This window comes from Bradyrhizobium sp. (genome assembly GCF_035701725.1).
Lineage (GTDB): Bacteria > Pseudomonadota > Alphaproteobacteria > Rhizobiales > Xanthobacteraceae > Bradyrhizobium.
Map to the genome: position 1 here is coordinate 1 of NZ_DASSRP010000282.1, position 18,268 is coordinate 18,268.

Consider the following 18,268-nt stretch of genomic DNA (forward strand, 5'->3'; position numbering starts at 1 on the left):
GCCTGCAAGGGCAATGCGTCGCGTCCCGCCGCGCTGGAAGAGATGATCAAGGCCGGCGCGTGCGCGATGAAGCTGCACGAGGACTGGGGCACGACGCCGGCGGCGATCGACAATTGCCTCAGCGTCGCCGACGACTATGACGTCCAGGTGATGATCCACACCGACACGCTCAACGAGTCGGGCTTCGTCGAGGACACCATCAAGGCTTTCAAGGGCCGCACCATCCACGCCTTCCATACCGAGGGCGCCGGCGGCGGGCACGCGCCGGACATCATCAAGGTGGCGGGCCTGCCCAACGTGCTCCCCTCCTCCACCAACCCGACGCGGCCGTTCACGCGCAACACCATCGACGAGCATCTCGACATGCTGATGGTGTGCCACCATCTCGATCCGTCGATCGCGGAAGATCTGGCGTTCGCCGAGAGCCGCATCCGCAAGGAGACAATCGCGGCGGAAGACATCCTGCACGATCTCGGCGCGCTCTCGATGATGTCGTCGGACTCTCAGGCGATGGGCCGGTTGGGCGAGGTCATCATCCGCACCTGGCAGACCGCCGACAAGATGAAGAAGCAGCGCGGCGCCTTGCCGGAGGACAAGGGCAAGGATAACGACAATTTCCGTGTCAAGCGCTACATCGCCAAATACACCATCAACCCGGCGATCGCGCACGGCGTCTCGAAACTCATCGGTTCGGTGGAAAAAGGCAAGCTCGCCGATCTCGTGCTGTGGTCGCCCGCGTTCTTCGGCGTGAAACCCGAATGCATCATCAAGGGCGGATCGATCGTCGCAGCCCCAATGGGCGATCCCAACGCGTCCATTCCCACGCCGCAGCCCGTGCATTACCAGCCGATGTTTGCTGCGTTTGGCAAGTCGCTGACCGCATCTTCCGTCGTATTCACCTCCAAGGCGGCGGTGACCGGAGGCCTGGCCCGCAAGCTTGGCATCTCCAAGAAGCTCTATGCGGTGCAGAACACCCGCGGCAAGATCTCGAAGAAGAGCATGATCCATAACGGCGCGACGCCCAATATCGAGGTCGATCCGGAAACCTATGAGGTGCGTGCCGATGGCGAACTGCTCACTTGCGCTCCCGCCGAAGTGCTGCCCTTGGCGCAGCGATACTTCATGTTCTAAGGTCCGCCCGGTCCATCAACGAAAAGTGCCGGGAGAAGATCGTGATCTACGTTATTGCCACCACCCAGATGAAGCCGGAAGGCCGGGAGACCTTCATCGAAGGCCACAAACAATGCATCGCGGAGACGCGGAAGGAGAGGGGTTGCCTTTCTTATGAAGGCCATGTCAGCGTCAATGATCCCGATCTTTATGTCGTGGTGGAGCGCTGGGAGACCCGCGATGATCTCAATGCGCATGGCAAGGCGCCGCACATGAAGGTGTGGCGCGAATATGCCGCCCCTTACCGGGCCTCGCCGACGGTGATCGAAATCATCAGCGACGCCAAGGTCGAAAAGTTTTAGAGGGCTGCGAATGATCCGCGCGACCAAGGTATCGCGACATCATCGCTGGAGCGAGCCGCCGTCCGACACCATCGTGCTCGACTTCGACGATCGGCATCGGCGGCGGATGGCAATGACGGGCACGCGCGGACTCGCGTTCCTGCTCGATCTCGAGCATGCGACAGCCTTGCGCGGCGGCGATGCGCTGGTGCTCGAGGACGGCCGTCTGATCGAGGTGGTCGCGGCGGCCGAGCCGCTTCTTGAAATTCGTGGCACCGATCCGCAGCATCTGGTTCGTGTCGCCTGGCACCTCGGCAATCGGCACCTGCCGACGCAGATTTCGGCCAAGGCGTTGCGCATCCGGCGCGACCACGTGATCGAGGAAATGGTGAAGGGATTGGGCGCGCGCGTGATCGAGATCGAAGCGCCTTTTGATCCCGAAGGCGGCGCCTATGACGGCGAAGGTCACGGCCATGACCATGCTTCGCATGATCATGCCCACGATCACGCCGGCCATCACCACGACCACGATCATGGCGATCATCACCATGCGCATGATCACGGCCATCACCACGACGAGCATTGCGATCACGATCATCACCACGGCCATTCCCATGCTCATGAAGACAAATAAGCCGCCGCAAAAGCGGCGGGCTGTCCTGCCTGTTGCGGTGGCGCCGAACACGCCGCCGCAACGGGCCGGAATGCCGGAAAACGAAGCGGCCGCGCTTTATCGCTTGATGACTTGGCTCTCTCCGTCTTTTCCGGTCGGCGCGTTTTCCTATTCCAGCGGCATCGAGTGGGCAGTGGAGGCCGGTGACATCGTAGATGCCGCATCGCTACGGCGGTGGCTCGCGGCGATGCTGACGGATGGGGCGGGAATCTGCGACGGCATTTTTCTAGCGCAGGCGCATAAGGCCGCGTCTGCCAATGATGAAACGCGGCTTGGGGACATTGCCGAACTCGCCGCGGCCTTTGTGTCCTCGCGCGAGCGCCATCTCGAGACGACATCGCAGGGCCGGGCGTTCATCGAGATCGCGCGTACGGCCTGGCATCATGCGCACCTCGATCGCTTGATTGACGCGTGCAAATCTCCGCTCGCTTACCCCGTCGCTGTCGGAGTGGTCAGTGCAGCGCACGCGATTCCGCTCGCGCCCACCATTCACGCTTTTCTGCATGCAGTGACGTCGAACTGGATCTCGGCAGGTGCCCGCCTCATTCCGTTGGGACAGACCGACAGCCAGCGTTTGCTGGCGGAGCTTGAACCGGTGGTGGGGACGACCGCAACGCGTGCGCTTGCCGCTTCGCTCGACGAGCTCGGTAGCGCGACCTTCCGCGCCGATCTCGCCAGCATGCGGCATGAAACGCAGTATACGAGGCTGTTCCGGTCATGAGCGCTCTACGGACGGAATCGAAGGAAAGCAGAAATGTCTAAATCGCACGGTCCGCTTCGCGTCGGCATCGGAGGTCCGGTTGGTTCGGGAAAAACCGCGCTGATGGACCTATTGTGCAAATCGATGCGCGAACGTTACGACATCGCCGCGATCACCAATGACATCTACACGAAGTGGGATGCCGAATTCCTGGTGCGTTCGGGCTCGCTGACCCCGGACCGCATCGCAGGCGTCGAAACCGGCGGCTGTCCGCATACCGCAATTCGCGAGGACGCCTCGATGAATCTGGCGGCCGTTGCCGACATGCGGGCCAAGTTTCCCGGTCTTGACGTGGTCCTGATCGAATCCGGCGGCGACAATCTCGCCGCCACCTTCTCGCCGGAGCTGGCGGACCTGACGATCTACGTGATCGACGTGGCTGCCGGCGACAAAATTCCATCCAAGGGAGGGCCTGGCATCACCCGCTCGGACCTTCTGGTGATCAACAAGATCGACCTGGCGCCCCATGTCGGGGCGTCGCTTGAAAAGATGGATACGGACGCCCGGCGGATGCGTGGCGAGCGCCCCTTTGTCATGACCAATCTGAAGAAGAGCGAGGGACTGGATCGTATCGTCGGCTTCATCGAGGCCAAGGGCGGGCTCCGCGCAACGGCCTCTTCCAGGCAGCGCGGGGTGGGCAGGGGCTGATTGCCTGGCCTGACCGCCATTCTCGAAGAGGGACGGGAACAAAAGTAGCCTGCGGCCGTTAGTATCCTCCAACGCCGTTAACCCCTTTCACGTGGTAGCCGCTTTGCCCGCCGTTTTGGATCACGCTCCGCCCACCTTCGTTGCGATCGATAACAACGGCCTTATGCAAAGCGCGCGATTATCGCTACAGTCCGCTTTATGGTGGTTCGCACCGCCGTCAGATGGTTATTCAATCCATTTGCCAATCTATCCTATTTGAGTGAACGAGTGGTTCGGCTGGGCTTCATCACCGGTTTTATTGCGTTGATCGGGGTTCTGCTCTCCGGTCTTGCGGCCTACCGTGTTCACGATCAGGAATTAACCGTCGACGGCATCGCGCTGGCGCGCGCGATCGATGTTCACGCCAGCCTGGTCCAGGATCGGCTGACTGAACGCGAACTGCTGGCGAGCGTCGCATCAGGCCTTTTCCGCTCGCCGTCGGTGATCAAGGCCAACATGCTGCAGCCGCTGCGCTCGTCGATGTATGCCTTCAGGACCGACTTCGTGGTCGCGAGCTGGATCGCGCGCCTCCGCCCCCAGGAATTGGGAGCTGCGCATACCGAGCTTGCGGGTGCCGGATTTCCCAATCCGACGATCCGCAGTTACACCGACGTGCCGCTCGACACGGCCGCACTGACCCAGCCTGTTGACCTACTGATGGATGTCGAGCCGCGCAACGCGGAGACCATGGATTTTCCGGGCCGTTGTTTTGACCAGCATCCCGTCCTTGGGCCGACGCTGCAGCGAGCGATGTCAGAGCTGAAGCCGGTGGCATCCGACCCGCTGCCATTGTTGCACGCAGACGGTCCCGTCGGGCTGGTGCTCGCCGCGCCTGTCTTGCAGGACAATGGCGCGCAGCCGGCGGGATTCGTGACGTTTTCCTACGAACTTGCGCCGTTGATGTTGACCAACGACGACCTCTCGCTGTTTTCGGTGGCGCTGAAAGACCCGCGCAGCGACAACACCGAGTTGATCGCAACCGAGCACGGCAGCGTCGTTTCCAGGCCGACCGATCCGCAAAGCCAAACGCCGGTAAATCGCACGGTCTCGTTCGGAAGCCGGGACTGGACGCTGGCCTATTACGCCAAAACCAATGCGTTGACCCGCGCCCGGCAGACCGCGGCCATCGTGGCCGCCATCGGCCTGGCCTTGACTGCGATCGTCTGCGGTCTGTTTGGCTATGTCGCCTACAACAACCTGCGGCTAAGCCGCGAAATTCAGGTTCGCATCGGCTTCGAGCGCCGCCTCACCGCCGTCATCGACGAACTCAATCATCGCGTCAAGAACATCCTGGCGGTGATCCAGTCCATCGTCACCCGCACGCTGCGCCACGGGGCGGACATCGACGTTGCGCGCGAGCTCTTGATCGGCCGGATTCATGCGATGTCGAACGTGGTTTCGCTGCTCAGCGAAAGTCAGTGGCAGGGCGTCAACCTGAAGGGTTTGTTCGAGGCGCGGGCCATCCCGCATGCGGATCGTATAGCGGTCAGCGGCCCCGACATCACGGTGAGCGCGCGGGCGGCGCAGTCGCTGTCGCTATTGTTTTTCGAGCTGGCCTCGCATTCGGACGAGGGGCTCTCGCTGGTCGGCAAGCATCCGCATATTGTCGCGCATTGGGAAGTCACCGGAGAGGAGCCGGAGACGACTTTTCACTTTCGCTGGGAGGAATTCAACACCAGCGCCGCGACCCGGCGGCCCGACAGCGACTTCAGCCTCATTTTGCTGGATCGTGTAGCGCCGGAGGCGCTCGGCGGCACATCGAAGCGGTACTTCACCGACGTCAGTTATGTCTACGAGCTGACAGCGCCGATGGAGACCGTCATCGATATGTCGGAACGAGATCGTACCGAGCAGTTTTCAGCACCGCTGAAGCCCTTGCGCTAGCGGCGGGGCGCCGGCGCGATGCCAGCACAAAACGCCGCTTCGCGTTGGTCGATTCCAGCGTCCTAGCCGTTGCCACCGATAACGGCGCGCACGGTTTCATCAGGACCGAAATCCTCGGCACCCTCGACATAGAGCAAGGCCGAGAGCTTGGACCGTGCGCGGTTGACGCGACTCTTGATCGTGCCGACGGCACAGCCGCAGATCGCCGCGGCATCTTCGTAGGAGAATCCGGAAGCGCCGACCAGGATCAATGCCTCGCGCTGATCCTGCGGCAGCTTGTCGAGCGCGACGCGGAATTCCTCGAACTCCAGATGAGCGCCCTGCGCCGGCTGGGCTTTCAGCGTCTTTGCATAGCTGCCGTCGGCATCCTCGACCTCGCGCCGCCGCTTGCGGTAGTCGGAGCGGAACAGGTTGCGCAGAATCGTGAACAGCCACGCCGGAAGATTCGATCCCGGTTGGAAGGAGTCGATATTGGCAAGCGCGCGCAACAGGGTCTCTTGCACCAGGTCGTCGGCGCGATCGCCGTTACCAGAGAGCGAGATCGCGAAGGCACGAAGACTGGGCACCGACGCTAGGATGTCGTCGCGGAGCGAATCGGTGAGAGGCATTTATTCCCTCCCGTCATTTTTGGTCGTCTGATCGCCCGTGTTCTGAAGGTGGGCATCGGGTGTCGGGACATCAAGCCTGCGGATCAACTCCACAAACCGATCAGGAACGCCCTGGCGCACGACGTCATCGTACATGGCGCGCAACTGGTGGCCGATTCTGGACTGGATCTCGGCATTCAGGCCGCCCTGCTTTTTCGCTTCCTTCATATCCTGTCCCACGCTTCCCCGGGGGTTAAGCTTTTGTATTTTCACGGCTATTCCTCGAATTGACCCATGCCTCGGTTCCTTACCGTGCTAGGGCCTAATTCAAACTGAGCATAAAAGTTCCTTTATGCTGGGGAACTTTTCTCGGCGTGAAGCGTAAATTCCTGACCTTGGGGAGTTTCGGGGCCGCCCCAATTAAAAACGATGGCCCAAGAAAGAGATGGAGTGGGGATGTCCCGATCACAGCTCGTTGCCGAACACTTGCCGCTGTTGCGTCGCTATGCTCGCGCGTTAACCGGAAATCAGTCCTCGGGCGACGCCTATGTTGGAGCGATGCTCGAGGCCTTGCTTCAAGATCCGTCCCTGCTCGATGAAGATCATGGGCCGCGCGCCGGCCTCTATCGCTTGTTCACGCAAATCTGGAATTCGGTGTCGATCAACGACGATCCGGATGTCACCACGTTGCCGATGCCGCCGGAACGGCGGCTGTCTAACATTACACCGCTGCCACGCCAGGCTTTCCTGCTTCTCTCCCTGGAAGGTTTTTCGGAAGAAGAAGTCGCCTTCATTCTCGGCGTGGACGTCGCGGAAGCGCGCAAGCTCGCCGATACCGCAGGGCGCGAAATGGCGGCCGAAATCGCCACCGATGTCCTGATCATCGAGGACGAGACTTTCATCGCGATGGACCTCGAAAGCCTCGTCAAGAATCTAGGCCATCACGTCATCGGGGTTGCACGCACCCACACCGACGCGGTCGCGCTCGCCAAGAACAAGCGGCCGGGCCTGATCCTTGCCGACATCCAGCTCGCCGACGGCTCATCGGGACTTGATGCCGTCAACGAGCTGCTGCGGACATTCGAGGTGCCGGTGGTGTTCATCACCGCCTATCCCGAGCGCTTCCTGACCGGAGAGCGTCCGGAGCCGGCGTTCCTGATTTCAAAGCCGTTCCAGCCGGCGATGGTGTCGGCGGTGGCAAGCCAGGCGCTGTTCTTCCAACGCAATTCGCGCAACCGTTCGCCGAAGGTCGCCTAACGACAAACACGATAAAATTACGTCCAAGGAGGGAAACGGATGCGCCGAAAGCGCATCCGTTTTCTTCTTGGATCGGGTTGAATTCACGCGGCCGAGTTCGTCGCCGAATGGCGCGCCACAAGCAGCAGGATGCCGCCGATTTGCGGCAACAGCGCCAGCAGGATCAGGCGGAGCATGGCGAAATCCTCAAGCTTCGGCCGCAGCATGCCGCCGGAGATCCACGTCACCAGCTTGATCGCGGCGTCGCTCTGGGCATCGGCGCTCTGGCCGACGGAGGCCATCGCGGAATCGAGTACCTGACGCCTTTCAACAACGGCGGCCTCGCGTTCCCTGCAGAATTTTCCAACGCCGCTCTTGCACTCGCGGTCACGCGCGGCCATGGCGTCGTTAAGCGCGCCCTGCGCCGATGCGACGGCCGGCGTCATGCGCGATGCGCGCGCGATCGTCACATCGCTGATGTTGGTGGAGGCAAAGCCGATGCCGGCCGTCACTGCAAATACGAACGTCATCACCCAGACCGCCCAACCGACCAGGGCGGTGGCGCGTTGACCGCTGTGCCACAGGCCGGCAGCGCAGGACGGCATCACCAGTGCAACGAGATCGGCCGCGACCCCCACCGCGAGAAAAAGCCAGCCTGCGATATCGCTCGATCCAAGCGACCGGGCGAACCAGCCGTTGATCGTGATGCCGACGGCGGCGAGCGCGAGCGCGGCGATCGACAACAGCACCGCCGCCAAATGCCTGCGCGGCGGTGCGGCGCCGGCCTGGACCGGATCGGCCGGCGCTGGCGTCGATGGGACAGGCAGTTCTCCGGCGACGTCATTCGCCGGCAGGAACTCGGGCGGAATCAGAAATTCCGACGGCAAGAATGACTCCGCCCCCTCGGCTTCTTCCGCGGCCACAACCGTTGCCTTTTTCTTGCGCCGGCGCGTGGTCCCGCTGCGAGCCGCTTTCTTCTCTCTCTTCTTCAACGGCGCGTGATGAAGTGGAATAATGGATGCAATCGTGTCGTCCGCCATGGAACCGCTCCTGCCGGTCGCAAGGGATACGCGCGGGGACTGAATGGCCACGCCGCTGTATCGACACTTAGAGATCAGGCTCGGCTGACCGTCTAGGAACGAGGCGCAACACTTGCCAACTGATTTCTATGGCGCGGCCTTTTGCGTGGTTTGCGCCCGTTTTCCCGGGCTTTGCGCCTTCTATTGGCGACAAAAAACGGTGGAAAAAGTCGTCGCCCCCATCGCCACGAAAATCGCCAACGCAGGGCGATTCCAACGCCGTCTGTTGTCATGTCGCCGGGTTCGTAACCGGGTTCCAGGCAACGCCAGCGGCCGAAAGTCCGCTCGTCACAAAACAAATCGGGGCGCGGCTGGCATCACCACAGCCGCGCCCCGCAATCGCCGGTCAATGGGGCAGGGGGGATAACCGGCTGCGGTAACGACGCGCGGCGGGAAGGATCGTTCCAAGGGGAATGTCATTTTTTTCGAAATTTTTCGCCGCCACATTTTTTCGCGTTCGGTGCGGAGGGTTGCGCAACCTTTGGGGATTTGACCGCGTTAATGCCCGCCAACTGGTCACAGACCGCGGGACAAGAAATGTCACGGCTCATAACGGGGATTTCGGGCGCGCTCGCGCTCGTGCTGATTGGCGGCGCCGCCCAATTCGCGATGGGACGTGACCTCTCCAGCGTCGCAGGGCGGCTTTCGCCGCTGAAACCGTCGAGTTCCACCGCTCTGGACATGAATGAGGTCAACCGCGGCGCCAAGGCTGATCGGGCCGCGGCGCCGGTGGGCTCCCCGGCGCTTCTGCGGACCGTCTCAGTGAAACTGAACGGCGTAGCGGATACCATCGTGCTGATGCGCGTCCCCGTGGCGGTGGCTGCTCCGCCGCCGCCGACATCGGCCAAGCCCATCTTCCGCAAACCGATGCTGGCATGTGAGGCGGTGGTCAGCGTCCTGACCGAAATCGCCGGAAAGCTGGCGCCCGGCCGCTGCGTGACGTGAGCTATTTGGCGTTGATCTCGTCGTCTACTCTACTCGGCGGGTGCTTCATGCGATGACGACCGGCTCGCGAGTAATCCAAGGGCAAGTCCGCCAACCGCAAGAAGCGGTACCAGCCGCTTGACGCCGATGGCCCGGACAGCCTGGAGGCCGGCCGCAACGACCATGGGATCGGCAAGAGCCGTCTGCAATGTCGACTTCGCGTTCTCCCTTGCGGCGCGGCGGAGCTGGCTTTTTCGCACTGCGTAGACCACGACCCCGATCACCGCGAGCACGAAGAAAATGGCTGCGCCGGTCAAGCACGCCTCGATCAGTCCATAGGTCTGCAGTACGTAAACGAAAGCGGCCGCGCACAGAAAGGAAATCGTAATGAGAACGGCAAGCGCGACAGCGGCGGCGAGCGAGGTCATTCTGACGGCGACCCCCGTCGTTTCCCTGAGCTCCTCGATCATGCGCACCGGCATCGCTCCGTATCGGCGTCAGCTGTCGCTGATCAGCGGCGCCAAGTCGCGCCGATCAAGAAGCCCAATCCAAGCGCAAGCCCGACCGTTGCCAGAGGTCGCTCGGCGATGACCTCTTCCAGGGTTTCTTCCAGTGAAACGGCCGCGTCTTGTGCGGCGCTCATCATCGCGGCGCCGCGCTCGGAGACGTCGTCGACAACCGAATCCATGTTGTCGCGGGCCTGCTTGTAACCGCGACGCGCTTGCTTGCGCGCGTTGCCGGCTATTGCGTTGAGCGCATCGGTGATCTGTTCTGCGAGTGCGCCGATATCATCCTTCACTCGGGCCACGTCGCTTTCCAGACGTTCGTAGGTTGCTTTGTCCATCATGTCCTGCATTCCCATCGAAAGCTCCCGGCATTCGCATCGGCCTGGCTGGAAAACGCCCACGGCTTTCGGAAGTTCCTCGAACGAAACTTGCGTGCATTTGTGATGATTTAGGGCAATTGCGGCTCGCTTGACGGGATGAAATGCTCGCGCAGGATCAGCGACACGATCAGCAGCGGCGACGACAGAAATGCGCCCATCGGTCCCCAGAGCCAGGTCCAGAATGCCAGCGAGATAAATACGGCGAGTGCATTCAATTCGAGCCGGCGGCCGATGATGGTTGGGGTGATGAAATGGCCCTCAAGAAAAGTGAGTGCGACGAAAAGGGCCGGTGCGATCAGTCCCTCGCCGATCGATGGAAAGGCCACGACGCCGACCACGGTCAGGATGGTGAACATCGCGACCGGTCCAATAATGGGCAGGTAGTTCAGCGTTGCGGCAAACGCTCCAAGCCCTGCAGGATTGGGCATGCCCGTGGCCCAGCAAACGAAGCCTGTTGCCGCGCCGACGCCCATATTGATCAGCGTCACCGTCAGCAAATAGGAGCCGAGGTGCTCCTCGATCTCGTTGATGACGCGAAGCGCGCGCAGCCGCGAATCGTGATCACGAAACGTCATGATCAGCGCGCGTCGCAGGTCGCGCCAGCTTGCGATAAACAGAATGAGGGTCGCGAAAAACAACAGGAATTCGGTGAAGGTCGGCGGCAGAAACTCCAGCGCCGGTTGCACCCATTCAAGTTTCGGCATCTGGAATGGCGCCGTCGCAAACGCATCCGATGCTCCGATCATGCTCTGAAACTGGTGCCAGAGCGCGAGCGGGCGGTCAAAAATGTGCAGCTTGTCCTTCAATAGCCCAATGAGTTCGGGCAAGCGGCCAGTCCATTCCATGACCGGTGCCGAAATCAGCCCGACAATGAAGGTGACGCCCGCACCAAGTCCGCTCACGATCATGACGGCTGAAAGCGCGCGGGGAATCCGATGGCGCTCGAGAAATCCCGCCGCCGGCGACAGCATGGTGCCGACCACGAAGGCCGCGATGATTGGCAGGAAGAACGCCTTGGCGAAATAAAGAACCGCGCCAATGGTGATGACCAAAAGCGCGATCAGGCAAAACGTGACGAGGTCGCCGCGTTCGATCTCACGCGGTTCGGTATGATTGTCGGCGGTTACCCCGCGCGCGACGTCGTTGGCAGGCGCACGGTCGTTGGATAGCACCTGCAAAAACGCTCTCCGCACACTCGGTTCGGCCGGACAAAGCGTGAAACATGCCAAAAGTTCCATCGCGAAGACGTGAGTCTCGCGATCCTTGACAGCGTCAATGGGGCCACGCGGGAAGCGGGAACTGGAGGCGTCGCTTTCGCGTTTGTTGCTCCGAGCAGCATCAATCGATGCGCGCCAAGCGGGGCAGATCATGACACAGACATCCGAGCGGGCTGGTCGGCTGATAGGCGAGGGGCGCCGCGGCAGTTTCAGGACGCTGGTTGTCGCCGGCATCCTCTCGCTAACGCCATTCGCGGCCGGTCAGGCCATGGCCCAGACGTTGAGCTTCGCGCCGGTCACATCGTCCGCATTTCCGTCCGATGACGGCACCGTTGCGCCGAACGAATCCCCGGAGGTTCGTTCTGCCGCGCTTCCCGATCGCCTGCGCAGGACGATGGTCGCGCTCGATACCAGAGAGGCGCCGGGCACGATCATCATCGATACCGGCAATACCGTTCTTTATTACGTGGTCGCACCGGGCCGCGCGATCCGCTACGGCGTCGGCGTCGGCCGCGAGGGATTTACCTGGTCCGGCGTGCAAACCATCACCAACAAGGCGGAATGGCCGGATTGGCACCCGCCGGCGCAAATGATCGCGCGCCAGCCTTATCTGCCGCGCTTCATGGCCGGCGGCCCCGGCAATCCGCTGGGCGCGCGCGCCATGTATCTCGGCTCCAGCGAATACCGCATCCATGGCACCAACGATCCGACGACCATCGGCAAATTCGTGTCCAGCGGCTGCATCCGATTGACCAATGAGGACGTGACCGACCTGTTCAACCGCGTCAGCATCGGCACCAAAGTGGTGGTGATGCCGAAGCATGCCGCTCACCTTGCCGCACGGCCCGTTGCCGGCGGCGCGATGGCGTCGAGTATGCCGCCGCGCCGGCCCGAGGTGATGACGTTGCCCTCCGGACGGCAGGCCATGAACCTTTCGACATCCTCGCCGTACTGACGAACAGAGCCCGGAGGCCATATGGGCACGGATAAATCGAACGAGCGCAAATCGATCGCGGGTCAGTGGATTTTAGGCGGCCTTACCGCGTTGATCGTGGTGACACTGCCGGCGGTGGCTGAAGCGGAGGATTTCTTTTCCGCGCTGTTCGGCGGCTTCCGCGTGCATCGGCCGCAGCCGTCGATCGCACCACTGTCGTTTGGTGGCGAGCAAAACGTCGTCTTCCCGCCGCAAGGCCAGGTCTCTCACGCGCGTTTGGGTGGCGGCGGCTCCCAGGCCTATTGCGTGCGAACCTGCGATGGCCGCTATTTCCCGATTTCGGCGACCAGCAATCAAAGCCGTGCGGCTTCGTGCAGCAGCTTTTGTCCCGCCAGCGAAACCAAGGTTGTCTACGGCGGCAATATCGATGAGGCCGTGACCGAGCACGGCAAGCCCTATTCCGAGCTGCCCAATGCGTTTCGCTACCGCGACGAACTCGTCGCCGGCTGCACGTGCAACGGCAAGGACCCAGTGGGACTGGCGGAGGTAAAGATCGAAGATGACCCGACTTTGCGCAAGGGCGATATCGTTGCCGGTCCAAGCGGTCTGATGGTGGCGGTTCGCGGCGCCGACCGGCGGGGCGCTTCGCTCGAATTTTCGCCTGCGCCGGATTCGATCAGATCGCGCTATCAGCCCATGCCGGTGGTCGCGCGGCAGTGATCGGCGTGGCGATCTCTCCGGTCAGGCCGCGCGGATCTTGGCGAGGAAGTCGGTCACTTGGCTGCTGAGTTGCTGGCTCTGGGCTTCCAGCGTCTCGGAAGCCTGCCGGACATTCTGCGCCGCAGTCGCCGCCGAATCCGCATCGACTTTCACGCCCGCAATGTTCTCGGAAACGTTGCGAGTGCCCTGCGCGGCATATTGGGTGTTGCGCGAGATCTCCTGGGTGGCGGCGCCCTGTTGTTCGACTGCGGCCGCAATCGCGGTGGCGACCTCGTTGACCTCGCCGATGATGCCGCCGATCGCCTTGATCGCCTCGATGGCTTCGCTCGCCACCTTCTGGATATCGGCAATCTGCTCGGAGATTTCGTCTGTGGCCTTGGCGGTCTGGCTGGCCAGCGATTTCACCTCGGACGCGACAACCGCAAAGCCGCGGCCGGCCTCCCCGGCGCGGGCCGCCTCGATGGTGGCGTTCAGCGCCAGCAGATTGGTTTGCGCGGCGATGGAGTTGATCAAGCCGATCACTTCGCCGATGCCGGCGGCGGTCTTGGCGAGGCCCTGCACGGTGTCGTCAGTCTCGCGCGCCCGGTTGACGGCGCGGCTGGCGATTCCGGCGGCGTGGGAGGCCTGGCGGCTGATATCATCGATCGATGCACTTAACTCGTGCGACGCCGACGCCACGCTTTCGACATTCATCGAAGCTTCGCCCGAGGCCTTCTCCGCGACCTTGATCCGCGAGTTGGTCTGATCGGACACCTTTGACAGGCCGGCAGACGTGGTCCGCATGCCATTGGAGGCCTGGTTCAACTGCCCAAGCGTTGCCTGGACCTGGCTTTCGAACTCGCCCACATAGGCTTCGATGGTCTTCTGACGCGCGGCGGCGGCCGAATTACGCTCGCGCTCCTGTGCCTCGATCGCGAGCTTGTCCATCGCCTGTTGCCTGAAGGTCTCGAGCGCGCCGGCGAGCGCACCGATCTCGTCGCGGCGCTTGGTGTATCCGGTATCGACGCCGAGATCGCCGGCCGCCACCTTAAGCATGGCATCGCGCATCGCGTGCAGCGGGCGGATAATGCGGCGCGACACCGCGACCATGGCCGCGACTGTCAGCGCCAGCGCCGACACCAGCAGCACGAGTTGCAGGATCAGCGCGCGCTCGGCCGAGGCATGTTGGGCTGCGGCATACGAATGGGCCGTCTCCAGCGCGCGTTCAGCGACGACCACCGCGCTCGTCATGTGCTGGACCGAGAATGGGCTCCACTCGTTTCCCTTCATTTTGGGCTTGTCGCCGCTGGCAAGCGCGCTTACCAGGCCATCCCGTACGCCAGTAAATTCCTTGCCGAAATAAGCCGTCTGCGCCGCGGTCAACGCGGTTGCAAGGTCCGCCGGCAATTCTGCGCCCGACGCAACCGTCTTCAGCGCCGTCCACGCGGTCTCGATGCCGCCGGCAAGCTTGTCGAACCTTTGGCGGAAGTCCGGACCTATATTGCCGAAAGTCAATCCGTTCGAAATCAACAGCGATGCCTCGCCGGCGGTATTACGCATCAGCCAGGCAAGTTGCTTGATTGTCAGCATCTGCTGGATGACAGGATCGTCGCGATTGACCGCTTCCGCGATCCGGTTCGAGACCTTGTCGAGCGCCTCGAGCAGCGCCATGGTATTGTCATTGAATTCCTTGCCGAGAGCGGGCCGGCGCTGCGATTTCGGCTTGTTCAACGCGTCCCAGGATTCTGCGTCGAGCGCCGTAAACGCCTGGATCAGCCGGTTCAGCTCCGGTAGCAGTGTCTGGTGGTCGGAAAATTCAAAGCCTTCGAGCGAGCTGGCTGCCGCGCGCATCGCCGGAAGTTGAGCTTCGCGGACGGCGCGTAGATAGACCTGCATGTCGGGCGAAAGCGGCGCGTCGTCGGTCAGGTTGCGGATGGTGGTCGACCGGCCACTGCGCAGATTGTGCATCGCCTTGAAAAGATTCGAGGAAGCATCGGCGACGACCAGGATGCGGGCGGTAGCTGCGAGCCGTCCCCAGGAATTCCAGGCGCTGACGCCCAGGAGCGCCGTCATGCAGAGGGCCATCAGAGCGATGACCGATTTGATCAGCGAAGACACCGTTAACCGGTCGAGCATGGCTACCCCCAAAGCAAGCCTGCCGACTTAGCCAAAAAAGGGTAAATTTTTAGCCAGCGATCCTGTCGCTCCGACTGGGAAAGCGCTGATCTAGCGGGTATTTCTATAAGCGGTTCCGGCTTGGGAACCGGACAAACGGCTCGCGCGTTAAGGCCACTACCGGCGCATGCCGCAAATTTTTGGGGGAGCTTTCATGTCCTTGCTGATCAGTGCTCTTATTACCTTCCTCGTCGTCATTCTGATTTTGTACCTGGTCAACCTGCTGCCGCTCGATGGCCGCGCCAAGCAGATCGTGCGGGTCATCGTGATCATTCTCGGCGTCCTGTCGCTGCTCAAATACATCGCGGTGTTCTAGGCCGATCACGTGTCGGGACGAAAAAAGCCCCGACCACCGTCGGGGCTTTTTGGTCCGGTGATTGTCAGGGCAAGTCGCGCCTACTTCAGCGTCCTGAACCAGTCGTCCACATCCTTGTGGATCTGGTCTTTGGCGAAACCGTAGCGCTGCTGCAGTTTGCCTTCGAGCTGTTCGCGGCGGCCTTCGATGACGTTGAGGTCGTCATCGGTGAGTTTGCCCCACTTCTCCTTTGCCTTGCCCTTGATCTGCTTCCAGTTGCCTTGGACCTGGTTCCAATCCATCGCCGTCTCCCGTCTCGTACCGGTTTTTCAAGCCCGTGCGTCCTTGCAGCGCCACTGTTGCGAACTTCGAAAAGTCAAAGGCGCTGGCGAACGTGCGGCTCCGGCGTCGCTGTCGATTTGCGGGCGCCGGTGAGGACGATTAAACGGCTGCGGTGACCGATCGTTCCGGAACGAAGCCGCGTGCTTAAGTCGCGGCTTTGGCCTCGCGGCGCCGCGCGGTGAGAATGTATTCGGTGTAGCCGTTCGGCTGCTCGCGCCCCTTGAAGACGAGGTCGCAGGCCGCCTTGAAAGCGACACCGTCGAACTTCGGCGCCATCGGCTTGTACAGAGCATCGCCCTTGTTCTGGCCGTCCACCACCACCGCCATGCGCTTGAGCGAATCCATCACCTGGCTTTCGGTGATGACGCCCTGATGCAGCCAGTTCGCCAGATGCTGGCTCGAGATGCGTAACGTGGCGCGGTCTTCCATCAGGCCGACATCGTGAATATCAGGCACCTTCGAGCAACCGACGCCCTGGTCGATCCAGCGTACGACGTAGCCGAGAATGCCCTGGCAGTTGTTGTCGATCTCCTGGCGCACATCGTCCGGCGCCCAGTTCGATTTCGAGACCGGGATGGTCAGGATATCGGACAGTTTGGCGCGCGGTCCGCCCTTGGCGAGTTCCTGCTGGCGGGCCAGCACGTTGACCTGATGATAATGAAGCGCGTGCAGCGTCGCCGCGGTCGGCGACGGCACCCACGCAGTGGTGGCGCCGGCCTGCACATGCGCAATCTTCTGCGCCAGCATGTCCGCCATTTTGTCGGGCGCCGCCCACATGCCCTTGCCGATCTGGGCGTGGCCCGGCAGGCCGTCGATCAATCCGTTGTCGACGTTCCAATCTTCATAGGCCTTGATCCAGGGCTGCGCCTTCATGTCGTTCTTGCGGATCATCGGGCCGGCTTCCATCGAGGTATGGATCTCGTCGCCGGTGCGATCGAGGAAGCCGGTATTGATGAACACGATGCGCTTGAGCGCCTGCTGGATGCAGGCCTTGAGGTTGACCGTGGTGCGGCGCTCTTCGTCCATGATGCCGACCTTGAGCGTATTCTCCGGCAACGACAGCATCTTCTCGACGCGCGCAAAAAGCTCGCAGGTCAGCGCGACTTCGTCCGGCCCATGCATCTTCGGCTTAACGATGTAGACCGATCCGGTGCGGCTGTTGCGAAGCTTGGTCAGGCCTTTCAGATCGTGAATGGCGAGCAGGCCGGTGACGGCGGCATCGAGCATGCCCTCGGGAATTTCCGATCCCGCAGCATCAAGCACCGCATCGGTGAACATGTGATGGCCGACGTTGCGGATCAGCAGCAGGCTGCGCCCGTGCAGCCGCAGCTCCTTGCCGTCGGGGGCGGTGTAGACGCGGTCGGCGTTGAGCGCGCGCCTCAGCGTCTTGCCGCCCTTTTCGAAGTCGGCCGACAGCGTGCCGTTCATCAGGCCGAGCGTATTGCGATAGACCTCGACCTTGTCCTCGGCATCGACCGTGGCGACGCTGTCTTCCATGTCCAGGATGGTGCTGACGGCCGCTTCCATGATCACGTCGGCGACGCCGGCGGGGTCGTCCTTGCCGATCCCGTGGCTGCGATCGATCTTGATTTCAATATGCAGGCCGTTGTTGACCAGAAGAATGGCCGACGGTGCAGCGGCATCGCCGATAAAGCCTGCGAACTGATCGTTCGATTTCAGCGCGGTGGCGTTGCCGCTCTTCAGCTTGACGGCGAGCTTGCCGCTGATGACGGCATAAGAAGCCACATCGGTGTGGCTGCCGGTTGCAAGCGGCACGGCAGCGTCGAGGAAGGCCTTGGCCTTCGCGACCACCTTGTCGCCGCGCGCCTTGTTGAAGCCCTTGCCGCTTTCGCTTGGATCGTGAGGGATCGCATCGGTGCCATAGAACGCATCGTACAGGCTGCCCCACCGTGCATTCGCCGCATTCAGCGCATAGCGCGCATTGGTCAAGGGCACCACGAGCTGCGGTCCGCAAATCTTGCCGATCTCTTCGTCGATATTGGCGGTCTCGACCTTTTGCGTCGCGGGCTCGGGCAGCAAATAGCCGATCTCCTTGAGAAACGCCGTGTAGGCATTGAGGTCGAACGGCTTGCCCTTATTGGCGCGATGCCAGTCGTCGATCTTGGCCTGCAAGGTGTCGCGGACGCTCAAAAGCTCGCGATTTTTCGGCGCCAGGTCGCGGACGATGGCGGCAAATCCGGCCCAAAACGCATCGGGCGCAATGCCGGTCTTCGGCGTGGCTTCCTTGGCGATGAAATCAAATAGGACAGGCGCAATCTTCAATCCGTGGGCGTCGATACGGCTCATGATGGATTTTTCTCGCAAGGAGGCAGCGCCGACTGGCACCGTCTATGTGAATTTTCGGAGCAAAAACGCGCTAAATGGCGCGAAGTTCGACGCCTTTTAGCGCTAAAGTGCACTGCAATAAAGCCCTCGAAT

The 18,268-nt window shown here is 62.0% G+C and carries 20 protein-coding genes; 11 read left to right on the forward strand and 9 right to left on the reverse strand.

Going from position 1 to position 18,268, the window contains the following annotated elements:
- The 6 genes from VFL62_RS16830 to VFL62_RS16855 all read left to right on the forward strand — a co-directional run.
- The coding region (locus tag VFL62_RS16830; protein WP_325173514.1) for an urease subunit alpha at positions 1-1,131 on the forward strand (1,131 nt) is incomplete at its 5' end.
- A 41-nt stretch (positions 1,132-1,172) separates the two neighbouring features.
- Complete coding sequence (locus tag VFL62_RS16835; RefSeq protein ID WP_325173515.1) at positions 1,173-1,472, forward strand: putative quinol monooxygenase; 300 nt, start codon at positions 1,173-1,175, stop codon at positions 1,470-1,472.
- Between the two features lie 10 nt (positions 1,473-1,482).
- A complete protein-coding gene (locus VFL62_RS16840) occupies positions 1,483-2,085 on the forward strand; it encodes an urease accessory protein UreE (protein WP_325173516.1) in 603 nt (200 codons plus the stop codon).
- 70 nt (positions 2,086-2,155) lie between these two features.
- Positions 2,156-2,845 (forward strand): urease accessory protein UreF, encoded by a 690-nt coding sequence (locus VFL62_RS16845; protein WP_325173541.1) that lies wholly within the window; start codon positions 2,156-2,158, stop codon positions 2,843-2,845.
- Between the two features lie 33 nt (positions 2,846-2,878).
- The gene (gene ureG / locus VFL62_RS16850; protein WP_325173517.1) at positions 2,879-3,532 is read left to right on the forward strand and encodes an urease accessory protein UreG; all 654 of its coding nucleotides are present in this window, start codon (positions 2,879-2,881) and stop codon (positions 3,530-3,532) included.
- Positions 3,533-3,799: 267 nt separating this feature from the next.
- Positions 3,800-5,455 (forward strand): HWE histidine kinase domain-containing protein, encoded by a 1,656-nt coding sequence (locus VFL62_RS16855; RefSeq protein ID WP_325173518.1) that lies wholly within the window; start codon positions 3,800-3,802, stop codon positions 5,453-5,455.
- Between the two features lie 62 nt (positions 5,456-5,517).
- Here VFL62_RS16855 and VFL62_RS16860 read toward each other — a convergent pair whose 3' ends face one another.
- Together VFL62_RS16860 and VFL62_RS16865 are read right to left on the reverse strand one after the other, a co-directional pair.
- The gene (locus VFL62_RS16860; RefSeq protein WP_325173519.1) at positions 5,518-6,063 is read right to left on the reverse strand and encodes a sigma-70 family RNA polymerase sigma factor; all 546 of its coding nucleotides are present in this window, start codon (positions 6,061-6,063) and stop codon (positions 5,518-5,520) included.
- Entirely contained in the window at positions 6,064-6,270 is a 207-nt protein-coding gene (locus tag VFL62_RS16865; protein ID WP_325173520.1) for a NepR family anti-sigma factor, read from the reverse strand. It abuts the gene before it with no gap.
- 228 nt (positions 6,271-6,498) lie between these two features.
- Between VFL62_RS16865 and VFL62_RS16870 the strand changes: the two genes are divergently transcribed.
- Positions 6,499-7,299: a response regulator gene (locus tag VFL62_RS16870; RefSeq protein ID WP_325173521.1), complete on the forward strand. Its 801-nt coding sequence runs from the start codon at positions 6,499-6,501 to the stop codon at positions 7,297-7,299.
- 83 nt (positions 7,300-7,382) lie between these two features.
- Here the strand turns inward: VFL62_RS16870 and VFL62_RS16875 are convergent, their stop codons facing one another.
- Positions 7,383-8,318: a hypothetical protein gene (locus VFL62_RS16875; protein WP_325173522.1), complete on the reverse strand. Its 936-nt coding sequence runs from the start codon at positions 8,316-8,318 to the stop codon at positions 7,383-7,385.
- A gap of 576 nt (positions 8,319-8,894) precedes the next feature.
- Here VFL62_RS16875 and VFL62_RS16880 point away from each other — a divergent pair.
- Positions 8,895-9,302 (forward strand): hypothetical protein, encoded by a 408-nt coding sequence (locus VFL62_RS16880; protein ID WP_325173523.1) that lies wholly within the window; start codon positions 8,895-8,897, stop codon positions 9,300-9,302.
- Between the two features lie 29 nt (positions 9,303-9,331).
- Here VFL62_RS16880 and VFL62_RS16885 read toward each other — a convergent pair whose 3' ends face one another.
- The 3 genes from VFL62_RS16885 to VFL62_RS16895 form a co-directional block, all read right to left on the reverse strand.
- Entirely contained in the window at positions 9,332-9,763 is a 432-nt protein-coding gene (locus VFL62_RS16885; protein ID WP_325173524.1) for a hypothetical protein, read from the reverse strand.
- Between the two features lie 29 nt (positions 9,764-9,792).
- Positions 9,793-10,137, reverse strand: coding sequence for a DUF883 family protein (locus tag VFL62_RS16890; RefSeq protein ID WP_414644751.1), 345 nt, complete (start codon positions 10,135-10,137; stop codon positions 9,793-9,795).
- Between the two features lie 98 nt (positions 10,138-10,235).
- Positions 10,236-11,345, reverse strand: coding sequence for an AI-2E family transporter (locus tag VFL62_RS16895; protein WP_414644749.1), 1,110 nt, complete (start codon positions 11,343-11,345; stop codon positions 10,236-10,238).
- Positions 11,346-11,535: 190 nt separating this feature from the next.
- Between VFL62_RS16895 and VFL62_RS16900 the strand changes: the two genes are divergently transcribed.
- The gene (locus VFL62_RS16900) at positions 11,536-12,339 is read left to right on the forward strand and encodes a L,D-transpeptidase (RefSeq protein WP_325173526.1); all 804 of its coding nucleotides are present in this window, start codon (positions 11,536-11,538) and stop codon (positions 12,337-12,339) included.
- Positions 12,340-12,360: 21 nt separating this feature from the next.
- Positions 12,361-13,038, forward strand: a complete 678-nt coding sequence (locus VFL62_RS16905; RefSeq protein ID WP_325173527.1) for a DUF2865 domain-containing protein — start codon at positions 12,361-12,363, stop codon at positions 13,036-13,038.
- Between the two features lie 21 nt (positions 13,039-13,059).
- On the opposite strand, the gene VFL62_RS16910 is transcribed toward VFL62_RS16905, so the two are convergent.
- Complete coding sequence (locus VFL62_RS16910) at positions 13,060-15,153, reverse strand: methyl-accepting chemotaxis protein (protein WP_325173528.1); 2,094 nt, start codon at positions 15,151-15,153, stop codon at positions 13,060-13,062.
- A 193-nt stretch (positions 15,154-15,346) separates the two neighbouring features.
- Between VFL62_RS16910 and VFL62_RS16915 the strand changes: the two genes are divergently transcribed.
- Positions 15,347-15,508 carry a Thivi_2564 family membrane protein gene (locus VFL62_RS16915; protein WP_325173529.1) on the forward strand — a complete coding sequence of 54 codons (162 nt, stop codon included), beginning with the start codon at positions 15,347-15,349 and terminating at the stop codon, positions 15,506-15,508.
- 80 nt (positions 15,509-15,588) lie between these two features.
- Here VFL62_RS16915 and VFL62_RS16920 read toward each other — a convergent pair whose 3' ends face one another.
- Together VFL62_RS16920 and VFL62_RS16925 are read right to left on the reverse strand one after the other, a co-directional pair.
- On the reverse strand, positions 15,589-15,789 hold the full coding sequence (locus tag VFL62_RS16920) for a CsbD family protein (RefSeq protein ID WP_325173530.1): 201 nt from the start codon (positions 15,787-15,789) through the stop codon (positions 15,589-15,591).
- A gap of 184 nt (positions 15,790-15,973) precedes the next feature.
- Positions 15,974-18,136, reverse strand: a complete 2,163-nt coding sequence (locus tag VFL62_RS16925; protein ID WP_325173531.1) for a malate synthase G — start codon at positions 18,134-18,136, stop codon at positions 15,974-15,976.
- Between the last annotated feature and the right edge of the window lie 132 nt (positions 18,137-18,268).